At 66.5% G+C, this 22,756-nt stretch carries 18 protein-coding genes; 13 read left to right on the top strand and 5 right to left on the bottom strand.

Annotation, left to right across the window (positions count from 1 at the left end):
- Window positions 1-66: 66 nt before the first annotated feature.
- Window positions 67-1,923 (bottom strand): translational GTPase TypA, encoded by a 1,857-nt coding sequence (gene typA / locus ACJQWL_RS07620; protein WP_330968037.1) that lies wholly within the window; start codon window positions 1,921-1,923, stop codon window positions 67-69.
- 160 nt (window positions 1,924-2,083) lie between these two features.
- Here typA and ACJQWL_RS07625 point away from each other — a divergent pair, with 160 nt between their 5' ends.
- From ACJQWL_RS07625 to prpC, 7 genes are all read left to right on the top strand, one after another.
- The gene (locus ACJQWL_RS07625; RefSeq protein WP_330968038.1) at window positions 2,084-2,590 is read left to right on the top strand and encodes a peptidylprolyl isomerase; all 507 of its coding nucleotides are present in this window, start codon (window positions 2,084-2,086) and stop codon (window positions 2,588-2,590) included.
- Window positions 2,591-2,760: 170 nt separating this feature from the next.
- Complete coding sequence (locus ACJQWL_RS07630) at window positions 2,761-3,966, top strand: pyridoxal phosphate-dependent aminotransferase (RefSeq protein WP_330968039.1); 1,206 nt, start codon at window positions 2,761-2,763, stop codon at window positions 3,964-3,966.
- Between the two features lie 15 nt (window positions 3,967-3,981).
- Window positions 3,982-4,338, top strand: coding sequence for a glutaredoxin family protein (locus ACJQWL_RS07635; RefSeq protein ID WP_330968040.1), 357 nt, complete (start codon window positions 3,982-3,984; stop codon window positions 4,336-4,338).
- A gap of 39 nt (window positions 4,339-4,377) precedes the next feature.
- Complete coding sequence (locus tag ACJQWL_RS07640) at window positions 4,378-5,364, top strand: malate dehydrogenase (RefSeq protein WP_330968041.1); 987 nt, start codon at window positions 4,378-4,380, stop codon at window positions 5,362-5,364.
- Between the two features lie 149 nt (window positions 5,365-5,513).
- Entirely contained in the window at window positions 5,514-6,713 is a 1,200-nt protein-coding gene (locus ACJQWL_RS07645) for a hypothetical protein (protein ID WP_330968042.1), read from the top strand.
- Between the two features lie 143 nt (window positions 6,714-6,856).
- A complete protein-coding gene (gene prpB / locus ACJQWL_RS07650; protein ID WP_330968043.1) occupies window positions 6,857-7,747 on the top strand; it encodes a methylisocitrate lyase in 891 nt (296 codons plus the stop codon).
- 53 nt (window positions 7,748-7,800) lie between these two features.
- A complete protein-coding gene (gene prpC, locus ACJQWL_RS07655) occupies window positions 7,801-8,949 on the top strand; it encodes a bifunctional 2-methylcitrate synthase/citrate synthase (RefSeq protein ID WP_330968044.1) in 1,149 nt (382 codons plus the stop codon).
- A gap of 60 nt (window positions 8,950-9,009) precedes the next feature.
- Here prpC and ACJQWL_RS07660 read toward each other — a convergent pair whose 3' ends face one another.
- Entirely contained in the window at window positions 9,010-9,468 is a 459-nt protein-coding gene (locus tag ACJQWL_RS07660; protein ID WP_330968045.1) for a cell wall hydrolase, read from the bottom strand.
- A gap of 408 nt (window positions 9,469-9,876) precedes the next feature.
- A complete protein-coding gene (locus ACJQWL_RS07665) occupies window positions 9,877-11,910 on the bottom strand; it encodes an oxidoreductase (protein ID WP_330968046.1) in 2,034 nt (677 codons plus the stop codon).
- Window positions 11,911-12,251: 341 nt separating this feature from the next.
- Between ACJQWL_RS07665 and ACJQWL_RS07670 the strand changes: the two genes are divergently transcribed.
- The 4 genes from ACJQWL_RS07670 (at window position 12,252) to ACJQWL_RS07685 (ending at window position 16,259) form a co-directional block, all read left to right on the top strand.
- A complete protein-coding gene (locus ACJQWL_RS07670; protein ID WP_330968047.1) occupies window positions 12,252-13,367 on the top strand; it encodes an OmpA family protein in 1,116 nt (371 codons plus the stop codon).
- A 203-nt stretch (window positions 13,368-13,570) separates the two neighbouring features.
- Complete coding sequence (locus tag ACJQWL_RS07675; RefSeq protein ID WP_411300818.1) at window positions 13,571-14,644, top strand: OmpA family protein; 1,074 nt, start codon at window positions 13,571-13,573, stop codon at window positions 14,642-14,644.
- A 162-nt stretch (window positions 14,645-14,806) separates the two neighbouring features.
- Complete coding sequence (locus ACJQWL_RS07680; protein ID WP_411300819.1) at window positions 14,807-15,457, top strand: hypothetical protein; 651 nt, start codon at window positions 14,807-14,809, stop codon at window positions 15,455-15,457.
- A 61-nt stretch (window positions 15,458-15,518) separates the two neighbouring features.
- A complete protein-coding gene (locus ACJQWL_RS07685) occupies window positions 15,519-16,259 on the top strand; it encodes a pseudouridine synthase (RefSeq protein WP_330968049.1) in 741 nt (246 codons plus the stop codon).
- A 25-nt stretch (window positions 16,260-16,284) separates the two neighbouring features.
- On the opposite strand, the gene kbl is transcribed toward ACJQWL_RS07685, so the two are convergent.
- Window positions 16,285-17,508 carry a glycine C-acetyltransferase gene (gene kbl / locus ACJQWL_RS07690; protein WP_330968050.1) on the bottom strand — a complete coding sequence of 408 codons (1,224 nt, stop codon included), beginning with the start codon at window positions 17,506-17,508 and terminating at the stop codon, window positions 16,285-16,287.
- 70 nt (window positions 17,509-17,578) lie between these two features.
- The gene (gene tdh / locus ACJQWL_RS07695) at window positions 17,579-18,601 is read right to left on the bottom strand and encodes an L-threonine 3-dehydrogenase (RefSeq protein ID WP_330968136.1); all 1,023 of its coding nucleotides are present in this window, start codon (window positions 18,599-18,601) and stop codon (window positions 17,579-17,581) included.
- Window positions 18,602-18,766: 165 nt separating this feature from the next.
- On the opposite strand from tdh, the gene ACJQWL_RS07700 reads away from it, so the two are divergent.
- Together ACJQWL_RS07700 and serA are read left to right on the top strand one after the other, a co-directional pair.
- Window positions 18,767-20,929, top strand: coding sequence for a S46 family peptidase (locus ACJQWL_RS07700; RefSeq protein WP_411300844.1), 2,163 nt, complete (start codon window positions 18,767-18,769; stop codon window positions 20,927-20,929).
- 236 nt (window positions 20,930-21,165) lie between these two features.
- Window positions 21,166-22,728 carry a phosphoglycerate dehydrogenase gene (gene serA, locus ACJQWL_RS07705; protein WP_330968051.1) on the top strand — a complete coding sequence of 521 codons (1,563 nt, stop codon included), beginning with the start codon at window positions 21,166-21,168 and terminating at the stop codon, window positions 22,726-22,728.
- The last annotated feature ends 28 nt before the right edge of the window (window positions 22,729-22,756 follow it).

Below are 22,756 nucleotides of genomic sequence, written 5' to 3' on the forward strand. Positions count from 1 at the left end.
TGTCCCGTAATGAGAAAGCCGCCCCCAGGGGCGGCTTTTTTCGTGTCACAGCCAGCCGAGCGGGCGTCAGGCGGCGCGTGAAGCCCGCTTGCGATCGTTCTCGGTGCGGTACTTCTTGCGCAGGCGGATCTGCTTGGGGGTGACTTCCACCAGCTCGTCGTCGTCGATGAACTCCAGCGCCTGCTCAAGCGAAAGCTTGATGGGCGGGATGAGGCCCTCGTCCTTGTCGGTGCCCGACGCGCGGAAGTTGGTCAGCTGCTTGCCACGCAGGGCATTGACGGTGAGGTCGTTGTCCTTGCTGTTGATGCCGACGATCTGGCCCTCGTAGATCTCCTCGCCCGGCTCGATGAACAAGCGGCCGCGCTCCTGCATCGCGATCTGCGCATACGCCGGGGACGGGCCGGTGCCATTGGAGATCAGCACGCCGTTCTGGCGCTGGCCGATCTCGCCATCCATCTTCGGACCGAAGTGGTCGAACACGTGGAACAGCAGGCCGGTGCCCGCGGTAAGCGTGCGGAACTCGGTCTGGAAACCGATCAGCCCCCGCGCCGGGATGATGAACTCCAGGCGCACGCGGCCCTTGCCATCCGGCTCCATGTTCTGGAGCAGTGCCTTGCGCTCGCCCAGCCGTCCCATCACGCCACCCTGGAACTGCTCCTCCATGTCCACCACCAGCTGCTCGAACGGCTCCTGCATGACGCCGTCGATCTGCTTGATGATGACCTCCGGGCGCGAGACGGCCAGCTCGTAGCCCTCGCGGCGCATGTTCTCGATGAGGATCGACAGGTGCAGCTCGCCACGGCCGGAGACCTTGAACTTGTCCGCGTCGGACGTGTCCTCGACCTTCAGCGCCACGTTGTGCGCGGTTTCCCGCGTCAGGCGATCGCGCAGCTGGCGGCTGGTCAGGAACTTGCCGCCACTGCGGTCCTTGACGCCGGCAAACGGCGAGTCGTTGACCTGGAAGGTCATCGAGATGGTCGGCTCGTCGACGGTCAGGACCGGCAGCTGTTCGACCGCGGCGGGATCGCAGAGGGTGTCGGAGATACCCAGCGGGTCCACGCCGGAGAAGGCGATGATGTCGCCGGCGCCCGCCTCGGGCACTTCGACGCGCTCAAGGCCCATGAAGCCGAGCACCTGCAGCACCTTACCGCTGCGGGTCTTGCCCTCGCGGTCGACCACCGTCACCTGCTGGTTGGTCCGCACCTTGCCGCGCTGGATGCGGCCGATGCCGATCATGCCGACATAGTTGCTGTAGTCCAGGCTGGTGACGCGCATCTGGAACGGGCCGTCCGGGTCGACCGGTGGCGCCGGCACGTGCTGGCAGATGGCCTGGAACAACGGGGTCATGTCGCCGTCGCGCACGCCTTCGTCCATGCCGGCATACCCCTGGAGGCCGGAGGCATAGACGGTGGTGAAGTCGAGCTGGTCGTCGGTGGCGCCCAGGCGGTCGAACAGGTCGAAGGTCTGGTCCAGCACCCAGCTGGCGCGTGCGCCCGGGCGGTCGACCTTGTTGACCACGACGATCGGCTTGAAGCCCATCGCGAAGGCCTTCTGGGTCACGAACCGGGTCTGCGGCATCGGACCGTCCATGGCATCGACCAGGATCAGCACCGAGTCGACCATCGACAGCACGCGCTCGACCTCGCCGCCGAAGTCGGCGTGGCCCGGGGTGTCGACGATGTTGATGCGCCAGGTCTCGCCTTCGGGATCCGTCCAGCGGATGGCGGTGTTCTTGGAAAGGATCGTGATGCCACGTTCCTTCTCGATGTCGTTGCTGTCCATGACCCGGTCGGGCACGACGGCGCGCTCGTCCAGGGTGCCGGACTGCTTGAGCAGCTGGTCGACGAGGGTGGTCTTGCCATGGTCGACGTGGGCGACGATGGCAATATTGCGCAGGCGTTCGACGGAGTTGGATGCGGACATGCGGACAGGGCGCCGTTCGACGCTTGGGGCAGGGAGGAAGCCGGCCATTATAGCGGGCAAACCAACCTGAATGCGGCAATGGGCCGGGGCTGGGTTATTCTTGCCGGCCCCGTCCACGCGGCCGACATCGGCGCCGTGCGGACCCCCACAAGGAGCCCCCATGAGCCTTATCGCCACCTTTGAAACCGACCGCGGCCCGATTCGCATCCAGCTGGAGCCCGAGAAGGCCCCGCTGACCGTCGCCAACTTCGCCAACCTGGCCAAGCGCGGCTTCTACGACGGCCTCAGCTTCCATCGCGTCATCAATGACTTCATGGTCCAGGGTGGTTGTCCGCAGGGCACCGGCACCGGTGGACCGGGCTATCGCTTCGAGGACGAAACCAAGAACGGACTGAGCCACGAGCGCGGCGTCCTGTCGATGGCCAACGCGGGCCCCGGCACCAATGGCAGCCAGTTCTTCATCACCCACGTGTCGTGCCCGTGGCTGGATGGCAAGCACACGGTCTTCGGCAAGGTGGTCGAAGGCCAGGAGGTCGTGGATGCGATCAAGCAGGGCGACATCATCAACAAGGTGAAGCTGGACGGCGACGTCGATGCCGCGCTGGGCGCCAAGGCCGACCGCGTGGCCGAGTGGAACACCACGCTCGACGCAAGCACGCGCGCCTGACATCCGGTTTCCGGTCGAGCCTTTCCGGCTTGCGCAGCGACGCCCGCCCAGTGCGGGCGTTGCCGTTTGGAGGTGGTGCAAGCGGCAGTCGAAATGGTTTCACGTGCTACCATTTTGCGGCTGACGGCTGAGTCGCGGCCGTCCCGTCGAACACCCACGAGGTCACCACGATGCCCCAGCTCGCCCGGCGCATCGGTCGCGCCAAGCCAAGCGCGATCATGCAGATTGCCGAGAAGGCCAAGCGCCTGAAGTCCGAAGGCCGCGACATCATCAGCTTTTCGATCGGCGTCCCCAATTTCCTGCCCGGCGAGCACGTGTACGAGGCCGCCCGCCAGGCGCTTTCCAACGATTCCGGCCAGTACGGCAGCAACCGTGGCAGCGATGCGATGCTCGACGCGTTCATCGAGCACATCAACAAGATCGGATTGACCGGCTATGGCCGGGTGAACCTGGCCACCGGCGTGGGTGCCAAGCACGTGCTCTACAACCTGGCCGAGGCGCTGCTGGACGAGGGCGACACGATCGCCTTCCCGACGCCGTACTGGACCAGCTACCTGGACATCGCGGAAATCGTCAACGCGAAGGTCGACCTGCTGCCGTGCCCGCCCGAGCAGGACTACAAGCTGACCCCGGCGCAGCTTGACGCGGCGCTCGCCAGGAAGCCGCGCGTGTTCCTGTTCAACAACCCGTCCAACCCGACCGGCATGGTCTACACGAAGGACGAAATCGGCGCCCTGGCCGATGTCATCGCCAAGTACCCCGACACCTGGGTGATCACGGACGACATCTACAACCGGATGGTGTTCGATGGGGTGGGTTACCACAACTTCGTCCACGCGCGTCCCGAGTTGCGAGATCGCGTGATCTTCGTCGACTCGCTGTCCAAGACCTATGGCATGCCGGGCTGGCGCGTGGGCTTCATGGCCGGGCCGGAGGTCGTTGCGCAGGCCGTGGTGACGATGAACTCCAACCACATCACCAACCTGCCCGAGATCGTCCAGGCCGCCGCGGTGGCCGCGCTGTCGGGGCCGCAGGACGTGCCCGAATCCAAGTGCGCCGAGTTCCAGGCCAAGCGCGACCAGGTGATGGACGTGATGAATGCGATCCCCGGCCTTGTCTGCCCCAGGCCGCAGGGCGCGTTCTACGTCTTCCCCGATGTCAGCTGCGCCTTCGGCAAGACCCATGGGCCCACGGGCAAGGCGATCGCCAACGACGTGGACTTCTGCAGCGTGCTGCTGGAGGCCAAGGGCGTGGCGTGCGTACCCGGCTCGGCATTCGGCGAGCCGCGCGCGATGCGCATCAGCTACACCTGTCCCACACCGCAGTTGGCTCCGGGGATGCAACGCATCCGGGAGTTCTTCGGCGAGCTTTCGTAACGGAGGGGCGACACCGTGCGCATTGTCTGGCTGCTGGTGGTTGCCGCGCTTGTCGGGGGCTACCTGCATTTCCGCGCCCCCCCCGTGCCCGAGTTGAAGGTCGACGATCCCCGCCATGAAACCGGTGACCGGCGCATCGTGATGTTGGCCGCCGACTGGTGTGGTTACTGCCAGAAGCAGCGCAAGGACTTCGAGCTGGCCAACGTGCGCTACCGCGTGCTGGACATCGATACGCCGGAAGGCGACCGCGCGATGAAGGCGTTGGGCGCGCGAGGCGTGCCGGTCACCGTGATCGGCCAGGACGTCGTGCGCGGCTACGACACGGCAGCGCTCGACGAGCACCTCCAACCCCTCGGGTACCGCGTGTACTGACGCGCCCCGTCCCACCATTTTTCCGCGAAGGATTTCCCGATGAAGACCCCCGTCCGCGTTGCCGTTACCGGTGCTGCCGGCCAGATCGGCTACTCGCTGCTGTTCCGCATCGCCTCGGGCGAGATGCTCGGCAAGGACCAGCCCGTCATCCTGCAAATGCTCGAGCTGCCGATGGAGAAGGCCCAGGCCGCGCTCAAGGGCGTGATGATGGAACTGGAGGATTGCGCGTTCCCGCTGCTGGCCGGCATGGTCGGCACCGATGATGCCGAAGTGGCGTTCAAGGACGCGGACATCGCCCTGCTGGTCGGCGCGCGTCCGCGCGGCCCGGGCATGGAGCGCAAGGACCTGCTGCTGGAGAACGCGAAGATCTTCACCGCCCAGGGCGCTGCGCTCAACAAGGTCGCCAGCCGCGACGTCAAGGTGCTGGTGGTCGGCAACCCCGCCAACACCAACGCCTACATCGCGATGAAGTCCGCCCCCGACCTGCCGGCGAAGAACTTCACCGCCATGCTGCGCCTGGACCACAACCGCGCACTGAGCCAGCTGGCCAACAAGGCCGGTGTCGCCGTTGCAGATATCGAGAAGCTGGTCGTGTGGGGCAACCACAGCCCGACGATGTACCCGGACTACCGCTTTGCCACCGCCAACGGCCAGTCACTCAAGGACAAGGTCGACGACGCGGACTGGAATGCCAATGAGTTCATCCCCAAGGTCGGCAAGCGGGGAGCGGCGATCATCGAGGCACGGGGGCTTTCGTCAGCTGCCTCGGCGGCCAACGCCGCCATCGACCACATCCGCGACTGGGTGCTCGGCACGGACGGCAAGTGGGTGACGATGGGCGTGCCTTCAGACGGCAGCTACGGCATTCCCGAAGGCGTGATCTACGGCGTGCCGGTGACATGCAGCAACGGCGAGTACACCCGCGTCACCGACCTGCCGGTCGACGACTTCAGCCGCGCCGCCATGGACAAGACTCTGGCGGAGCTGGAAGAAGAGCGCGCCGGCGTGGCGCACCTGCTGGGTTGACGACGGGTTCGCCCGCCCGGGTGGGTGATGAGGGCGGCCCCGGCCGCCCTTTCTTTTGACAACAGCAGGAGCGCTTCGCCATCGACACGGATGTCCATCCCACCAGGGCCCACCGCTGGGCCGCGGCCGCGTGGCTGCCCTGGGCGCAGTTGGCATTGGTTGGTGGTCTCGGGGCATGGCTCGCGGTCGCATTCGCCCCCGAACCCGTCAGTGACTGGAAGTACTACTGGACCGCCGCGGGCGCAGCTCGGTTGTACGAGCGCGGCGGCGCGGCCTTGTCTGTGGTGGGCCTGCTCAAGGCAACGGGACTGCCGCCCCACCTGGCGATGCTGATCCCGAACACGGTGGCGGCTGGTACCGTCCTGTGGGCGACCCGGGCAGTGGATCCGTCGCGGGGCAAATGGCTGGCACACCTGGTAGCAGCCTATCTGTTGCTGCTGGCGCCCTACCTGTCACTGGTCCAGTTGGACCTCATGGCCGCGGCCTTCCTTGCGGGAGGGGTGTGGGCAATCGCGCGACCGGCACCCGGTCGCTACTGTCCGTGGCTCGTCGGAGGGGCCATCCTGCTGGTGGCGGCGGCCGTCTCCACGCGCCCCCAACTCTTGCTTGTGTCGATGGTGCTTGCACTGTTCCTCACGGCGATCTGGCTGGTGCAGCGCCGGGATAGCGGGCCGCTGCCCGTGCTTGTCCCGGTCCTGCTGGCTGGGGCCCTGCTGGGATTTGTCGCGGACTCGGCCCTGCGTGCGCAGGCCAACCGGAGCAGCGCCGTGCGCACGACCTCGGCGGTGACTCTGTACTCCGGCCTCCTGGTGTCTTCGACGCAGTTCCCCGGCTGCGGCCACTGGAGCAGCAGCGCGACGGCCGCGATGAGGGCCGATCTGGGAAAACCTTTGCACGTGGCCGTGCTGGACCGACTGCAATCGCGCCCCTTGCGCCACTGGGGCGGTGTGCTTGGCTGCAAGATGTCGCACATCGTGCTGCCCCGCGCATTCGCGTGGTACTGGTTGACCTCCGCCCCGAATGCAATGCCTGCGACAACGCAGCGGCAGCAGCGTAGCTTCCACCGGGTCGTACTCGTCGAATTCTGGTTGCACAGGGGACTTACGCTTGTCTTGTATGCGGTCGCTCTGGGCGTTGCGATACGTTCCCGGCTGCCCGCGGCCGACAGGATGTTGCCCTTGCTGTGGCTCGCCTCCTTCGTGGTCGTCCATATGGTCTTTGAAGTTCAATCGCGCTACTTCCTGGCGATGCTGCTGTTGCTGCCACTGATGTCTTCGCTGGGCCTGGGGGCACCACTGACTGCCCGCGCGCAGCCCCTCGCGGCTCTTCCATTGGCCGGAAAGGGTTGAGCCAAGCACCCCTGAAGCGCCGGTGCGTGCACGGCCTTCGGCCACGCCGGAGAGAACGTGGCTGGCCACGAGAGTTCGTGGTGACCGGCTCCGAACGGGTCTCGGCTAGAATGGCCGCTTCGTTTCGGGTGACCGGAGACACCATGTCCGCGCAATATTCCGCCGGTGCGCGTTTCCGCGGCGCCGTCAAAGACGAGTCGCCGCTGCAGGTCATGGGTGCGATCACCGCCTATGCCGGCCTGATGGCCAAGCGCACCGGCTACAAGGCCCTGTACCTGTCCGGCGGCGGCGTGGCCGCCAACTCGCTCGGCATGCCCGACCTGGGCATCAGCACCATGGAAGACGTACTGACCGACGCGCGTCGCATCGTCGATGCCACGGGCATGCCGCTGCTGGTCGACATCGATACCGGATGGGGCGGAGCGTTCAACATCGCGCGCACGATCCGCTCTTTCGAGAGGGTTGGCGTCGCCGCGGTGCACATGGAGGACCAGGTGGGGCAGAAGCGATGCGGCCACCGCCCGGGCAAGGAAGTGGTGTCGAAGCAGGAAATGGTCGACCGGGTCAAGGTTGCAGTCGATGCCCGGACCGATGCCGGCTTCGTGGTCATGGCGCGCACCGACGCCGCGGCCGTCGAGGGCGTGGATGCGGCCATTGAGCGCGCTGTCGCGTACGTCGAGGCCGGTGCCGACATGATCTTCCCGGAGGCGATGGGTTCGCTCGAGGACTACCGACGTTTCAAGCAGGCCGTCGGCGTGCCGATCCTGGCCAACCTCACCGAGTTCGGCAGCACGCCGTTCTATACCGTGGAAGAGCTACGCGAAGCCGGCGTGGACATCGCGCTGTACTGCTGTGGTGCGTATCGCGCCATGAACAAGGCAGCGCTGCACTTCTATGAGACCGTGCGTCGTGACGGCACCCAGAAGCACATCGTCGATTCGCTGCAGACGCGCGCCGAGCTCTACGACTTCCTGGGCTACCACGCGTACGAGGACAAGCTCGACGCCCTGTTCAAAACCGCGAGACCCGACTGACTTCCGCGCATGCCCTGCAAGGGCGTGCGGAGCGCAACAACGAGAGGATGACCATGAGCGAGACCAGTACCCTGCCCAAGCCCAAGAAGTCGGTGGCCCTGTCCGGCACGGCGGCGGGCAATACCGCGCTGTGCACCGTCGGCCGCAGCGGAAACGACCTGAACTACCGTGGCTACGACATCAAGGACCTGGCCACGAAGTCCACCTTCGAGGAGGTCGCCCACCTCCTGGTGCACGGCACGCTGCCCACGGCAGCCCAGCTCAAGGCCTACCGCACCAAGCTCAGGCGGCTGCGGGGGCTGCCGGCGATCGTCACCGATGCGTTGGAGCTGGTGCCGGCCAACGCGCACCCGATGGACGTCCTGCGAACCGGTTGCTCGGTGCTGGGGACGGTCGTGCCCGAGCGCGATGGGCACCCGGCATCGGAAGCACGGGAGATCGCCGACAAGCTGGTCGCCAGCTTCGGATCGATGTTGCTGTACTGGTGGCACTTCACGCGCAACGGTCGGCGCATTGACGTCGAAACCGACGATGGATCGGTCGCCGCCCATTTCCTCCACCTGCTGCACGGCGAGCCGCCCAGCCCATTGCATGCCGACGCGCTGGACAAGTCGCTGGTGCTTTACGCAGAGCACGAATTCAACGCGTCGACCTTCACCGCGCGCGTCATTGCAGGCACCGGTAGCGACCTGCACTCGTGCATTACCGGCGCCATCGGAGCGCTGCGTGGGCCCAAGCACGGCGGCGCCAACGAAGTTGCGATGGACATCATCAGCCGCTACGGGTCGGCCGACGAAGCCGAAGCGGATATCCGCGCGAGGATCGAGCGCAAGGAGATCGTCATCGGCTTTGGCCACCCGGTCTACACGGTTGGCGATCCGCGTAATCCCATCATCAAGGAGATCAGCCGCGCGCTCTGCCGAGAAGGTGGCAATACGGTGCTTTTCGATGTGTCCGAGCGCATCGAGAACCTGATGATGGACACCAAGAAGATGTTCCCGAACCTGGACTGGTACAGCGCAAGTGCGTACCACATGATGGGGATTCCAACGCCGATGTTCACCCCGCTGTTCGTGATTGCACGTACGACCGGCTGGAGCGCGCACGTCATCGAGCAACGCGAGGACGGCAAGATCATCAGGCCGAGCGCGAACTACACCGGTCCGGATGACCGCGATTATGTCGACATCGCCGACCGCTGATCCCGCTAACCGGCATAAAAAAAGCCGCGCATTCGCGCGGCTTTTTTTATTAGCCTGGGGTCAGGTCCGCCGAGGCTTCAGTGACTGCACCTTGAGGAACGTGTGGTCGCCGATGGTCGCCACCTGGTAGGCATTGCGCCAGCTCGGCGCTGCGATTGCGTGTGCGAGGAAGTGGCTGGCACCCGGCACGATCTCCTTGCGCTCCCCGATCGGAAGCGCCCAGTTGCGCTCCGCTTCCAGGGCCACCGTTACCGCCTCGCCCCATGCTTCGGTGTTGCTCAGGCGCGTATTGGGCGACACGATGGTCGGTGCAAACTGCTTGCGCGCGGTGACTACTGAGCACGTCGAGTCACCCCACAAGCCACTGTCGCGCCGGCGCAGAGCGACTTCTGCCACCGCCTGCTGGCCCCTAACCGACTGGTCGCGCGCCTCCAGGTACAGCGTTGCGCTCAGGCACAGCGAATCGGCGGTTTGTGGCGGCAATACGGAGGCCAACCACAGGATCCAGGCCAGTTTCATATCTACTCCTTGCTCCGTTGCGCTGGCCGCACTTCAGCGTCCGCTCCCGGTGGGAGGCGGTGACTTCGGTTTCGACCGGCATGGCGTACTGGGGAGGGCTGCGGCCGCGTTCCTGAAGGATGCGACTCCAAGGTCGCGTGCGGCGCGCTTTGCCCCGGGCCGTAGTCCACGTGATTGCGTGGGCGGCGAGGGTGCCACCGTCGGGTGGCTGGATAAAGTTGGCGCACGGTACAGTCCGTGGCATAAACGCCAGGTGAACAGGTGGCGCAAGTTGTGGATTGTTTTGAAGTTTTTCCCTGGGATATGTGCTCTTGCAAGCATCGAGAGTGGTGTTGGGCGGGGCTCACCGCGGATGGAGCGGCAGTATCAAAACGGCGCCTCAGGCTTGTTACACGCCCGGTGTCAGGGTCAAAGCCGGGCCGCCAGTCGGCTTCCCTGCGCGATCGCCCGCTTGGCATCGAGCTCAGTGGCGACGTCCGCTCCTCCGATCACGTGGCATTGGCGTCCCTGGGCCTCCAACGCTTCCGCCAGCGGGCGAAGCGGAGACTGGCCCGCGCACACCACGACGTGGTCCACCGCCAGCGTCCGGGGCTGACCGTCCACGGTGATGTGCAAGCCCTCATCGTCGATGCGAACGTACTGGACCCCCCCCAGCATGGTCACGTCCTTTGACTTCAACGTGGCGCGGTGTATCCAGCCCGTTGTCTTGCCCAGACGTGCGCCGGGCCTGCCCGCGCTTCGCTGCAGCAACCAAACGCGGCGTGCGGGAGGAACGGGCTGACGGGGGACAAGCCCGCCACGACTGGTGTCGTACGCCAGGTCGACGCCCCACTCCGTGCGCCACCGATCCGCATCCAGCGCCAGCGACGGCTCCGCAGGGTCGTGCACGAGGTACTCCGCCACGTCGAACCCGATTCCACCTGCTCCGATGATCGCGACGGAGCCACCGGGTACGACGCGCCCGGTCAGAACGTCTACATAGCCCACGACGTTGGGGCGGTCCCCGCCGGGGATATCGATGAGACGAGGGGTAATGCCGGTGGCAACGACCACTTCGTCGAATCCGTGGAGCTCGTTGACGTCCACGTGTGTGTCCAGGCGCAGTGCCACGCCGGTTTGCGTTATCCGTCGCGAGAAGTAGCGGAGCGTCTCGTGGAATTCCTCCTTGCCCGGTATCCGCTTGGCCAGGTTGAATTGCCCGCCGATCTCGCCTGCGCGGTCGAACAGGGTGACCGCATGGCCGCGTTCCGCCGCTACCGTGGCGCACGCAAGCCCGGCGGGACCGGCACCGACCACCGCGATCTTCCTGGCGGTCGCCGCCGGGGCGTAGTTGAGTTCGGTTTCCGCGCACGCACGCGGATTCACCAGGCAACTGGCCCACTTGTTCTCGAACACGTGGTCCAGGCAGGCCTGGTTGCAGGCGATGCAGGTATTGATGTCGCTGGCGCGCCCTGCCCGGGCCTTGGAGACCCACTCCGGGTCGGCCAGCAGCGGCCGGGCCATCGACACCATGTCGGCCTGGCCCGCGGCAAGGATGCGCTCGGCGACATCGGGCATGTTGATGCGGTTGGTCGCGATCAGGGGAACACCGACCTCCGGCTTGAGCCGGGCGGTGATGCCGGCGAATGCGCCGCGGGGTACCGACGTGGCGATGGTCGGCACCCGCGCTTCATGCCAGCCTACTCCGGTATTGATCAGGGTGGCGCCGGCCGCTTCGACCGCTTTTGCTTGTGCGACCACTTCGTCCCAGGTGGCGCCTTCATCCACCAGGTCGATCATCGAGAGCCGGTAGATCAGGATGAAGTCCGGGCCACAGGCTTCGCGGATGCGGCGCACTATTTCCACGGCGAATCGCATCCTGTGAGCGGCATCACCGCCCCACGCGTCGTTGCGTCGGTTGGTGCGGGGTACCGTGAACTGGTTGAGCAGGTACCCCTCCGATCCCATCACCTCCACGCCGTCGTACCCCGCATCGCGGGCAAGGCGCGCGCTGTTGGCGAACGCCGCGATCTGCCGTTCGACGCCGCGCGCGCCGAGCGCCCGGGGAGTGAAGGGATTGATGGGAGATTTCAATCGGGAGGGCGCTACCTGCAAGGGATGGTAGGCGTAGCGACCGGCATGCAGGATCTGAAGGCATATGCGGCTGTCTTCCGCATGCACCGCCCGGGTTACCAAGCGGTGCTTGCGTGCTTCCCAGGGCCACCCCAGCTTTCCGCCAAAGGGCTTGAGCCAGCCGCTGATGTTGGGCGAGAAACCGCCGGTGACCATGAGTCCAACACCTCCGGCGGCACGTTCGGCGAAATACCGCGCCAGTCTGGGGAAGTCCGCGGCGCGATCTTCGAGCCCGGTATGCATCGATCCCATCAGAACCCGGTTGGGGAGGGTGCAGAACCCAAGGTCCAGGGGGGAAAAGAGATTGGGGTAGGGCAGGGGGCTCGACATAGGGGGGGCTCGTGTGTGGTCGTACGGGTGCGTATGGATTTCACCTGAAGCGTACTGGACACGTGTGACCCTGCCCAAGGCCTCTGGCGCCAGCAGCTGGCAACCCCGCCGGTTGGCCCTGCTGACACGTTCCAGAGAGGCTTCCAGCGGCCCCAATTATGAACGGGACTTGACGGAGCCTCGGGAGGTTCGGGAACCAAGGTGGATGTTAGGCGTAAGTTAACGCGGCTTTCACGGGGGCAAACCTAATCTGCGCCGCGATGGCGTCGCACTGGCGACCGTCCTGACGTTAGGAACCTCGCAGACGCGGTTTCCCTTTTTTCGATCCCAAGGAGCATTAAATGAATAAGAAACTCCTCTGCGCCGCCTTGTTGGGTGGTCTGAGTCTGGCGGGCGCCGCCAATGCCCAGCAATTCGACGATCGCTGGTACATCACCGGCTCGACCGGCTTCAACCTCCAGGACAACGAGCGCGACACCAACAACGCGCCGTTCGTCACCCTCGGCCTGGGCAAGTTCATCAACCCGTACTGGTCTGTCGACGGTGAGTTGAACTACCAGAATCCCAACCGTGCCTCGAACCAGGACCTCAACTGGTCGCAGTACGGCATCTCCTTCGACGCGCGCCGTCACTTCATCGCCGAGGGCCGCAACTGGAATCCGTACCTGCTGATGGGTCTGGGCTACCAGCGCGAAGAGATCGAGCATGACAACTTCCCGAATCCGAACTCTCCGTTCGAGGAAGACGTCAGTGGCGTCGCCGCGAAGTTCGGCGCTGGCCTCCAGGGCGACCTTGGGCGCGTCAAGATCCGCACCGAGCTCGCGTACCGCGTGAACAACGCCATTGATAACACCGAGTCCGCGCTGCGCCTGGACGATCCGCCGCCGGAGCGCAACGACGGTCCGGATTGGTACGGCGACGTGCTGGCTTCGGTTGGCGTCGTGATCCCGCTGGGTCCCGAGCCGGTTGCTCCGGTGGGTCCGGCCCCCGTCGGCCCGAGCTGCGCAGACCTGGACGACGACGGTGACGGCGTCAACAACTGCAACGACAAGTGCCCGGATTCGCAGGCTGGCCAGACTATCGGTCCGGACGGCTGCCCGGTGCCGGTGTCGATCGACCTGCGTGGCGTGAACTTCGACTTCGATCGTTCGACCCTGCGTCCGGACGCCGTTGCGATCCTCAACGAGGCCGTCCAGATCCTGCAGCGCTACCCGGAGCTGCGCGTGGAAGTGGCCGGTCACACCGACCTGTGCGGCACCGACGCGTACAACCAGTCGCTGTCGGAGCGTCGTGCCTCGGCCGTCTACGACTACCTGAGCAGCAACGGAATCGATGCCTCGCGCATGGCGGGCCCGAACGGTTACGGCGAGAGCCGCCCGCTGGAGCCGACCGCCCAGACCTTGCCGGAGTGCAAGAACGAGCGGAACCGTCGCACCGAGCTGAACGTGCAGAACTGATCCACCCGGGCGGGCCTTCGGGCCCGCCCACTCGGTACCTGAAGCCCGGCCTTGTGCCGGGCTTTTTTGCGATTGGAGACAGCAAGTGTTAAGGGATATTAACAGGCGCCTTGACGGTGTATCATCCGCGCGCCAGCGACTGCGGCGGTTCTCGGGCCGCTGCACCGTCCTGCACATCGCCCGATCAACCCAAGGAGTCGTATATGAAGATCCGCTTGCTGAGCACCGCGTTGTTGGCGGGCCTGGCCTTTTCGGCCAACGCGCAGGAGTTCGATGACCGCTGGTACCTGACCGGTTCCACCGGTTTCAATATCCAGGACAACGACCGCGGTACCAACAGCGCACCGTTCCTGTCCGCAGGCCTGGGCAAGTTCATCAGCCCCGTCTGGTCGCTGGACGGTGAGCTCAACTACCAGAACCCGAATCTCGAAGCGAATCAGGACCTCAACTGGTCGCAGTACGGTTTCTCGCTGGACCTGCGTCGTCACTTCATCGCCGAGGGCCGCAACTGGAACCCCTATGCGTTGATCGGACTGGGCATGCAGCGCGCGGAAGAAGAGTACGACGCATTCCCGAGCCCGGATTCCCCCGGCCAGCGCGAGGACAGCAGCTTCGCCGCCAAGTTCGGCATGGGCCTGCAGGGTGACCTGGGCCGCGTCGGCATCCGTACCGAGCTGGCCTACCGGGCCGACTTTGACGGCGACAGCGTGAACGCACCTGAAGAAGACTGGTTCGGCGACGTGCTCGCCACGGTCGGCGTCGTGATCCCGTTGGGTCCGGAGCCTGTTGCCCCGATCGCGCCGGCCCCGGTCGGCCCGAACTGCGCAGACCTGGACGACGACGGTGACGGCGTCAACAACTGCAACGACAAGTGCCCGGATTCGCAGGCTGGCCAGACGATCGGTCCGGACGGCTGCCCGGTGCCGGTTTCGATCGACCTGAAGGGCGTGAACTTCGACTTCGATCGTTCGACCCTGCGTCCGGACGCCGTTGCGATCCTCAACGAGGCCGTCCAGATCCTGCAGCGCTACCCGGAGCTGCGCGTGGAAGTGGCCGGTCACACCGACCTGTGCGGCACCGACGCGTACAACCAGTCGCTGTCGGAGCGTCGTGCCTCGGCCGTCTACGACTACCTGAGCAGCAACGGCATCGATGCCTCGCGCATGGCGGGCCCGAACGGTTACGGCGAGAGCCGCCCGCTGGAGCCGACCGCCCAGACCTTGCCGGAGTGCAAGAACGAGCGGAACCGTCGCACCGAGCTGAACGTGCAGAACTGATCCACCCGGGCGGGCCTTCGGGCCCGCCTACTCGGTACCTGAAGCCCGGCCTTGTGCCGGGCTTTTTCGTGCGCGTTCCGGTTGTGGCGCGGCATGCGCGCACCTACACTCGAATTCCGATGCGCCTTGGCGCGTCACCCGGTCCGATTACTGGAGCTGCGCATGCGTCGACTTGTCCTTGCCCTTGTTTCGCTGACGGGCGCCGCAATGGCGCATGCGCAGGGCGTCGAATCGTGTGCGTCGTTGGCCGCGCCACGGGCACTGCCCGTGCAGCCCACGGTGGTCGCGCCGCTGGCACCGGGCCTGGCCACGCCGAGCCACCAGTTAGGCGCACCGACCGGCGTGCTGGCCAATGCATTCGACGAGTCCCGTTCCGTTGACCAGGTGCTGTTTCGACTCCAGCTCGAGCAGTGTCGCAGCGTGGCGTCGCTGATGCCGCCGGTGTCCCCGGCCGCGCCGCTCCCGGCCGCGGTCCCCGGCGTCGCCCCGGGCACCGTCCAGCCCGTCGCCCCGACCTCGACTGACCCGGCGGCCTACCAGCCGAAGACCGAGTTCGACAATACGCCCTGGCGGTTCGACATGAACCAGAACGGCAAGCGGATGACCGCTGACGAATTCAGCGCCTGGATGAAGTCCAAGGGCGTGCGGGTCGCCCGCGGTGCACCAAAGGCTGCCCCCACGATGGTTGATCCCGCGGCGCCGGTTGTCGAAGGCGAAGTGCAGGCCGTGCCTGCGGCCATGCCCTCTCCCCCGCCTGCAGCCGAGGTCCCGCCGCCGGAAGCCGCGCAGCCCGAAGTGGACGGTGACCAGTAGGCGGGCTCGTCGGCTTCCCCGGATCCAGGAATGGCGGCCGCATCTTGCGGCCGCTTCGCCAATGAAGCGCCCACCGGTCCGACACGGTTTGGCACGCGTGCTGTCCAAGCGCGGCGTGTGTTCGCGCAGCCAAGCCGCGCAGTGGGTGCAAGCTGGCCGCGTGCGAGTGGACGGGCGGGTGGTGCGCGATCCCGAATACCCCGTTGTTGAGGGCCGCCATGTCGTCGAAGTCGATGATGGGCGGCTGGCACCGCCCGTTCGGCACTACATCGCGCTCAACAAGCCCCGCGGTCTGGTGACCACCGCCAGCGACGAGCGGGGTCGGGGCACCGTCTACCAGTGCCTGGAGGGCAGCGGGTTGCCGTGGATGGCACCCGTGGGCCGCCTGGACAAGGCAAGCGAGGGGCTCCTGCTGATGTGCAACGACCCGGCCTGGGCTGCCGTGATCACCAGCCCGGCCACGGGTCCGGACAAGACCTACCACGTGCAGGTTGACCGGGTACCTCACGAGTCCCTGCTGGACGCAGTCCGCGCCGGCGCCGCCGCCCTCGACGGCGAGCATCTGCATGCGAAGTCGGTCCGCCTGCTGCGGGCCGGGACGCGCAACGCGTGGCTCGAGGTGGTGCTGGATGAGGGGCGCAACCGGCAGATCCGGCGGTTGCTGTCGGCGTTCGATCTGTCGGTGTCGCGGCTGGTGCGAGTCCGGATTGGCGCCGTGGCCCTGGGTGATCTCGCCAAAGGCGCGTGGCGTGAACTGTCACCGGAAGAGGTGGCCTCGCTGGCGCCCGAGACGATGTCGTAGGACGCCGCCCCGTATCCGGCAGTTCTCAGGCGTCGATCACGCCCAGCTCCCGACCGATCAGCATGAAAGCATCAATCGCGCGGTCCAGCTGCTGGCGGGTGTGCGCCGCCGACATCTGCGTGCGGATCCGGGCTTGGCCCTTGGGGACGACCGGGAAGAAGAAGCCGATCGCATAGATCCCCTCCTCCAGCAAGCGCTTGGCAAACTGCTGGGCGAGGGGGGCGTCGTACAGCATGACCGGGACGATTGGATGCTCGCCGGGCTTGAGGTCGAAGCCGGCCGCGGCCATGCGCTCGCGGAAATACGCCGTGTTCTGGGCCAGCTGTGATCGAAGGTCCCCGGCCGAGGCCAGCATTTCAAATGCACGGGTACCGGCGGCGACCACGTGCGGGGGCAGCGAGTTGGAGAACAGGTACGGACGCGAGCGCTGGCGCAGGAGCTCGACCACCTCCGCGCTGGCGGTGGTGAAGCCGCCCAGCGCGCCACCCATGGCCTTCCCCAGGGTGCCGGTGATGATGTCGATCTTCTCCAGTACGCCCTTGACCTCGGCCGAGCCGCGGCCGTTGGCGCCCAGGAAGCCGGTCGCATGGCATTCGTCGATGTGCACCAGCGCGCCGTACTTGCCTGCGAGATCCGTGATGCGGTCCAGGGGCGCGATGAAGCCATCCATGGAGAACACGCCATCGGTGGTGATCAGTTTTGTCCGTGCACCGGCGGCGTCGGCCGCCCGCAGCTGCGCTTCCAGGTCGGCCATGTCGCAATTGGCGTAGCGGAAGCGCTTGGCCTTGCACAGGCGCACGCCATCGATGATCGAGGCATGGTTGAGCGCGTCGGAAATGATCGCGTCTTCTTCCCCCAGCAGCGGCTCGAACAGGCCGCCGTTGGCATCGAAGCAGGCCGCGTACAGGATCGTGTCCTGCTTGCCGAAGAAATCCGAGATCGTCTTTTCGAGCTGCTTGTGCAGGTCCTGGGTGCCGCAGATGAAACGCACCGACGCCATGCCAAAGCCGTGCGAGTCCAGCGCGTCCTTGGCCACCGCGATGATGTCCGGGTGGTCCGCCAGACCCAGGTAGTTGTTGGCGCAGAAGTTCAGCACCGTGCGGCCGTCGGCCAGCGTGATCTCGGCGGACTGGGGCGAGGTGATGATCCGTTCGGCCTTGAACAGGCCCTGTTCGCGGATGGCTTCGAGTTCGTGCGCGTAACGTTCAGTCAAGGACATGGGGGATCCCGGTGGTCGTAGGCGCGGCATCAGCCGCGATCAGGCCCCCGTCCTTCCCTCGCGGCTTGAGCCGCTCCTTCAGGAGACGGGGCTGTGTCGATCAGTTCCAGCTGAGGACGATCTTCCCGGACTTGCCGGCTTCCATCAGGTCGAATCCCTTCTGGAACTCATCCACCGGAAGCTGGTGGGTCAGCACCTTGCCCAGCGGGAACCCGCCCAGCACCAGCTGCGTCATCTTGTACCAGGTCTCGTACATGCGCCGGCCATAGATGCCCTGGACGGTCAGGCCCTTGAAGATGATGCGGTCCCAGTCGATCCCGGCGCCCTTGGGCAATATCCCCAACAGCGCGACCTTGCCGCCGTGGTACATGCAGTCGAGCATGTCGTTGAACGCGCGGGGGTTCCCGCTCATCTCGAGGCCGACATCGAAGCCCTCCATGTGCAGGTCGGCCATCACGTCCTTGATCGACTGGTTGGCGACGTTGACCACGCGCGTCGCGCCCATGTCGGCAGCCAGCTTGAGCCGGTAGTCGTTGACGTCGGTGACCACGATGTTGCGCGCGCCGATGTGCTTGCAGATGCCCGCCGCCATGATCCCGATCGGCCCGGCGCCGGTGATCAGCACGTCCTCACCGACGACGTCGAACTCCAGCGCGCAGTGCGCGGCGTTGCCATAGGGGTCGAAGAATGCCGCCAGTTCGCTCGGGATCTGGTCGGGGATCGGCCACAGATTGGTGGCCGGCATCACCATGTACTCGGCGAACGCGCCATTGCGATTCACGCCGATGCCGACCGTGTTCGGACACAGGTGCTGCTTGCCGGCGCGGCAGTTGCGGCAATGGCCGCAGACGATGTGGCCTTCGGCCGAGACGCGCTGGCCGACCCGGTAGCCCCTGACCTCGGTCCCCATCCGGACGATGCGCCCGACGAATTCGTGGCCGATCACCAGGCCGGGCGTGATCGTGCGCTGGCTCCACTCGTCCCACAGGTAGATGTGCAGGTCGGTGCCGCAGATGGCGGTCTTTTCCAGCTTGATCAGCACGTCGTTGGGGCCGGGCGAGGGCACCTCGACCTCTTCCATCCAGATGCCCTTGGCAGCCTCGCGCTTGACCAGTGCACGCATGCGGGTGGGGACGGTGTCGGTCTGGGTCATGGGCGGTCCTGCGTAAATGGCCGTGGGGCAAGCAGGGATTATACGGGGCGCCCCCGGGCGCATTGGCCCGCCTGCTCCGGCGCGGGCTAGACTCGGACGGTTAACCGACCCAGGAGCATATGCATGCGATACACGATGTTGGCCGCCGCAATGGCGCTGGCCGGGTTCACGGGAGTCTCGTTCACGGGAGGCGCGATGGCCGCCGAAGGCATGTGGGTACCGCAGCAGTTGCCCGAGATCGCCGGACCGCTCAGGAAAGCCGGCCTGGAGCTGTCACCTGAACAGCTCGCCGACCTTACCGGCGATCCGATGGGCGCGGTCGTCTCGCTGGGCGGCTGCACCGCCAGCTTCGTCTCGCCGCAGGGGCTGGTGGTCACCAACCACCACTGCGCCTATGGCGCCATCCAGCTCAACTCCACACCCGACCGGAACCTGATGGATCTCGGCTTCAATGCCGCGACCCTGGCCGACGAAGTCTCGGCGGGCCCTACCTCGCGCATCTACGCACTGGATTCCATCGAGGACGTCACCGACCAGGTGCGCGCGGCCATCGCTGCCGCGCCCGACGCGCTGGCCCGCACCACCGCGCTGGAGACCCTGGAGAAGCAGCTGATCGCGCGCTGCGAGGCCGAGGAGGGCTTCCGCTGCCGCCTCTACAGTTTTTCCGGTGGCAACACCTACAGGCTGTTCCGCAACCTGGAGATCAAGGACGTGCGCCTGGTCTACGCGCCGCCCGGCAGCATCGGCAACTACGGCGGCGAGATCGACAACTGGATGTGGCCGCGCCACACCGGCGACTTCGCCTTCTACCGGGCCTACGTGGGCAAGGACGGCAAGCCGGCCGCGTACGCCAAGGACAACGTGCCCTATGAGCCGCGGCACTGGCTGAAGCTGGCCGACCGTCCGCTGGGCGAGGGCGACTTCGTCATGGTCGCCGGCTACCCGGGGTCCACCAGCCGCTACGCGCTGGCGGCGGATTTCGATCACACCGCCGGGTGGGCCTACCCCGTGGTCGGGTCGCACTTCAAGAACCTGGTCGGGCTGGTGGAGGCCGAGGGCCGCCGCAATCCCGAAGTGGAGGTGAAGTACGCCAACACCATCCGGGGCTGGCAGAACGCGATGAAAAATTATGCTGGCCAGCTGGAAGGCTTCAAGCGCATCGGCGCGGCCGAGACCAAGCGCCGCGAGGAAGCCGCGGTGCTCGCATGGCTGCGGCGCCAGGGCCAGGAGGGACAGGCGGCACTGGAAGCCCACGCGCAGCTGGAGGCACTGGGCGAACTCGCCCGCCAGCACCGCGAACGCGACCTGATCTTCGGCCAGTTGCGCAACACCGGCGTGCTTGGCGCGGCCTCGCAGCTGTATCGCCTGTCGCTGGAACGCGAAAAGCCCGACGCCCAGCGCGAGTCCGGCTACCAGGATCGCGACCTGCCCGGTTTCGAGGGCAGTCTGCGGCAGATGGAGCGCCGCTATGAGCCCGGCATGGACCGCCAGTTGCAGGCCTACTGGTTGCGCGAGTACATCAAGTTGCCGGCGGACCAGCGCATTGCCGCGGTGGATGCCTGGCTGGGCGGGAGCGACGCGGCGGCGATCGATGCGGCACTGGACCGGGTCGCCAAGACCCAGCTGAAGGACAGCGGCAAGCGCATGGCCCTGTTCAAGGCCGACCGCACGGCGTTCGAATCCAGCAAGGACCCCGCCGTGCAGTTCGCGGTGGCGATCATGCCGACCGTGTTGCAGCTTGAGAAGGAGGCCAAGCTGCGGGCCGGCGACGCGCTGGTGGCGCGTCCCGTGTTCCTGCAGGCCGTGGCCGACCACAAGCGCAGCCAGGGCGGGTTCGTGTACCCCGACGCCAACTCCTCGCTGCGCATCACCTTCGGCAACGTCACCGGTTACACCAAGACCGACGGCAGCAAGCAGGTGCCATTCACGCGCCTGGAGGAGGTGGCGGCGAAGGCGACGGGTGAAGAGCCCTTCGACGCACCCAAGCCGCTACTGGATGCGATCGCGGCCAAGCGCCACGGTGGCCTGGCCGACCCGGAGCTGGGCACGGTGCCGGTCAATTTCCTGTCCAACCTCGACATCACCGGCGGTAATTCGGGCTCCCCGGTGCTCGATGCGCAGGGCAAGCTTGTGGGCCTGGCATTCGACGGCAACTGGGAATCGGTGAGCTCCAACTGGGTGTTCGATCCGGTGATGACGCGCATGATCTCCGTTGACCAGCGCTACATGCGCTGGATCATGCAGGAGGTCTTCCCGGCACCGAACCTTCTGCGGGAAATGGACGTGGCCGCGCCCTGACCACACCGTACGCCCGCCACGACACGACGCCGGCCGGGTTCGCCCCGGCCGGCGTTTTCATTTCCTCCCGGGGATTGCTGCTAGTCTCCGGCTCTGTCGCGGACTCCCATGCCAGCCGGCCCCGTCTCCCGACCCGCAATTGATTTGGCTGCACCGCCCGCGTCGCGGGCACCGCACGACCGCAGCGCCGGCTGGCAGGGCTCTTTCGCATCCTTTTCGATGACGAGGAACCTGCAATGAAAGTACTGGCGTGCGATGGCATCCATGACGACGGCCTGGCCCTGTTCCGCGACGCGGGATGGGAGGTCGTCGTATCCGACCCGATCAAGGACCCCGCGGCACTGGCGAGTGCGCTGGACGGCGTCGATGCCGTGCTGGTGCGCTCAGCCACGCCGGTCACCGCCGAGGCCATTGCCGATGCGACCAAGTTGCGCGTCATCGGCCGCGCGGGCGCCGGCGTCGACACCATAGATGTGGACGCCGCCACCGCGCGTGGCATCGCGGTGATGAACGCCCCGGACGGCAATACCCTGGCCGCGGCTGAACACGCCATCTCGCTGTTGTTCGCCTTGGCAAGGCACATCCCGAGGGCCGACGCCGGGATGAAGGCCGGGCAGTGGCCCAAGGCCGGACTGACCGGATTCGAGCTGGAAGGCAAGCGCCTGGGCGTGATCGGGCTGGGCCGCATCGGTGCCACCGTGGCGCGCAAGGCGCTGGGCATCGGCATGGAGGTCGCCGCGTACGACCCGTTCCTGCCGCCGGCCGCCGCCGGCAAGGGCAGCGTGGCGCTGAAGTCGCTCGAAGACCTGCTGGCGTGGGCCGATATCGTCACCCTGCACGTGCCGCGCACCAAGGAGACCACCAACCTGCTGTCCGAAGCGCGGATGCGCTTGATGAAGCCGGGCGGCTACGTGGTCAACGCCGCGCGCGGCGGACTGGTGGACGAGGCCGCGCTGGTCAAGCTGCTGGACGAGGGCCACCTGGCCGGTGCCGCGCTCGACACCTTCGTGACCGAGCCCCTGCAGGCCGACTCGCCGTTGCGCGCGCACGAGAAGTTGATCCTGACCCCGCACCTGGGCGCATCCACCAGCGAGGCGCAGCAGGCCGTCAGCACCATCCTCGCGCGGCAGATCCTGGACTTCATCGATACCGGCGCGGTGGCCGGCTGCGTCAACCTGCCACCGCTGACGGCCGAGGCCGCGCGCGAGGTCGGTCCGTGGATGCCCCTGATGTCCGCGCTCGGCCGCCTCGCCGCGCGCCTGGTGCCGGCACCTACACGCCTGCACATCACCTATGCCGGCCGTACCGATGCGCTGGATACCCGGCCGTTGACGCGCCTGCTGGTGGCCTCGTTGCTGGGTACCGCTTCGGGTCGGATCACACCGGTCAATGCACTGGCCGAAGCGGCCGGCCGGGGGCTGACCGTGGCCGAAACGCTGGGCGGTGATGGCGACGGCTTCGACCGCCTGCTGCGCATCCGGGTGGAGGGCGACGGCCGCAGCCGCGAGATCGAGGCCACCCTGCATCGCGGCCCGCGGGTGGTGCGCCTGGACGGCGTTGAAATCGAGTTCGATCCGCTCGCCAACGTGCTGCTCATGCGCAACGAGGACCGGCCCGGCATGATCGGTACGGTGGGTTCGAAGCTGGGCGAGGCCGGCGTCAACATCGTCAACTTCGCGCTGGGCGCCGCGGGGGACGGGCAGGCCCGGGCGGCGATCACCGTGGACCGTGCGGTGGAGGATGAGCAACTGGTCGAACTGCGGGCGACGCCGGGCGTGTTGTCGCTGCAGCAGATCTGATCGAGACCTGCGGGGGGAGGCGTCGCAG

The sequence above is a fragment of the Novilysobacter viscosus genome (assembly GCF_046600715.1).
Classification (GTDB): domain Bacteria; phylum Pseudomonadota; class Gammaproteobacteria; order Xanthomonadales; family Xanthomonadaceae; genus Lysobacter_C; species Lysobacter_C viscosus.

Bases quoted from the DNA above. Each gene is read 5' to 3' on its own strand.
- typA (WP_330968037.1), bottom strand. From the start codon at position 1,923: ATGTCCGCATCCAACTCCGTCGAACGCCTGCGCAATATTGCCATCGTC.
- ACJQWL_RS07625 (WP_330968038.1), top strand. From the start codon at position 2,084: ATGAGCCTTATCGCCACCTTTGAAACCGACCGCGGCCCGATTCGCATC.
- ACJQWL_RS07630 (WP_330968039.1), top strand. From the start codon at position 2,761: ATGCCCCAGCTCGCCCGGCGCATCGGTCGCGCCAAGCCAAGCGCGATC.
- ACJQWL_RS07640 (WP_330968041.1), top strand. From the start codon at position 4,378: ATGAAGACCCCCGTCCGCGTTGCCGTTACCGGTGCTGCCGGCCAGATC.
- prpB (WP_330968043.1), top strand. From the start codon at position 6,857: ATGTCCGCGCAATATTCCGCCGGTGCGCGTTTCCGCGGCGCCGTCAAA.
- prpC (WP_330968044.1), top strand. From the start codon at position 7,801: ATGAGCGAGACCAGTACCCTGCCCAAGCCCAAGAAGTCGGTGGCCCTG.
- ACJQWL_RS07660 (WP_330968045.1), bottom strand. From the start codon at position 9,468: ATGAAACTGGCCTGGATCCTGTGGTTGGCCTCCGTATTGCCGCCACAA.
- ACJQWL_RS07665 (WP_330968046.1), bottom strand. From the start codon at position 11,910: ATGTCGAGCCCCCTGCCCTACCCCAATCTCTTTTCCCCCCTGGACCTT.
- ACJQWL_RS07670 (WP_330968047.1), top strand. From the start codon at position 12,252: ATGAATAAGAAACTCCTCTGCGCCGCCTTGTTGGGTGGTCTGAGTCTG.
- ACJQWL_RS07675 (WP_411300818.1), top strand. From the start codon at position 13,571: ATGAAGATCCGCTTGCTGAGCACCGCGTTGTTGGCGGGCCTGGCCTTT.
- ACJQWL_RS07680 (WP_411300819.1), top strand. From the start codon at position 14,807: ATGCGTCGACTTGTCCTTGCCCTTGTTTCGCTGACGGGCGCCGCAATG.
- ACJQWL_RS07685 (WP_330968049.1), top strand. From the start codon at position 15,519: ATGAAGCGCCCACCGGTCCGACACGGTTTGGCACGCGTGCTGTCCAAG.
- kbl (WP_330968050.1), bottom strand. From the start codon at position 17,508: ATGCCGCGCCTACGACCACCGGGATCCCCCATGTCCTTGACTGAACGT.
- tdh (WP_330968136.1), bottom strand. From the start codon at position 18,601: ATGCGTGCACTGGTCAAGCGCGAGGCTGCCAAGGGCATCTGGATGGAA.
- ACJQWL_RS07700 (WP_411300844.1), top strand. From the start codon at position 18,767: ATGTTGGCCGCCGCAATGGCGCTGGCCGGGTTCACGGGAGTCTCGTTC.
- serA (WP_330968051.1), top strand. From the start codon at position 21,166: ATGAAAGTACTGGCGTGCGATGGCATCCATGACGACGGCCTGGCCCTG.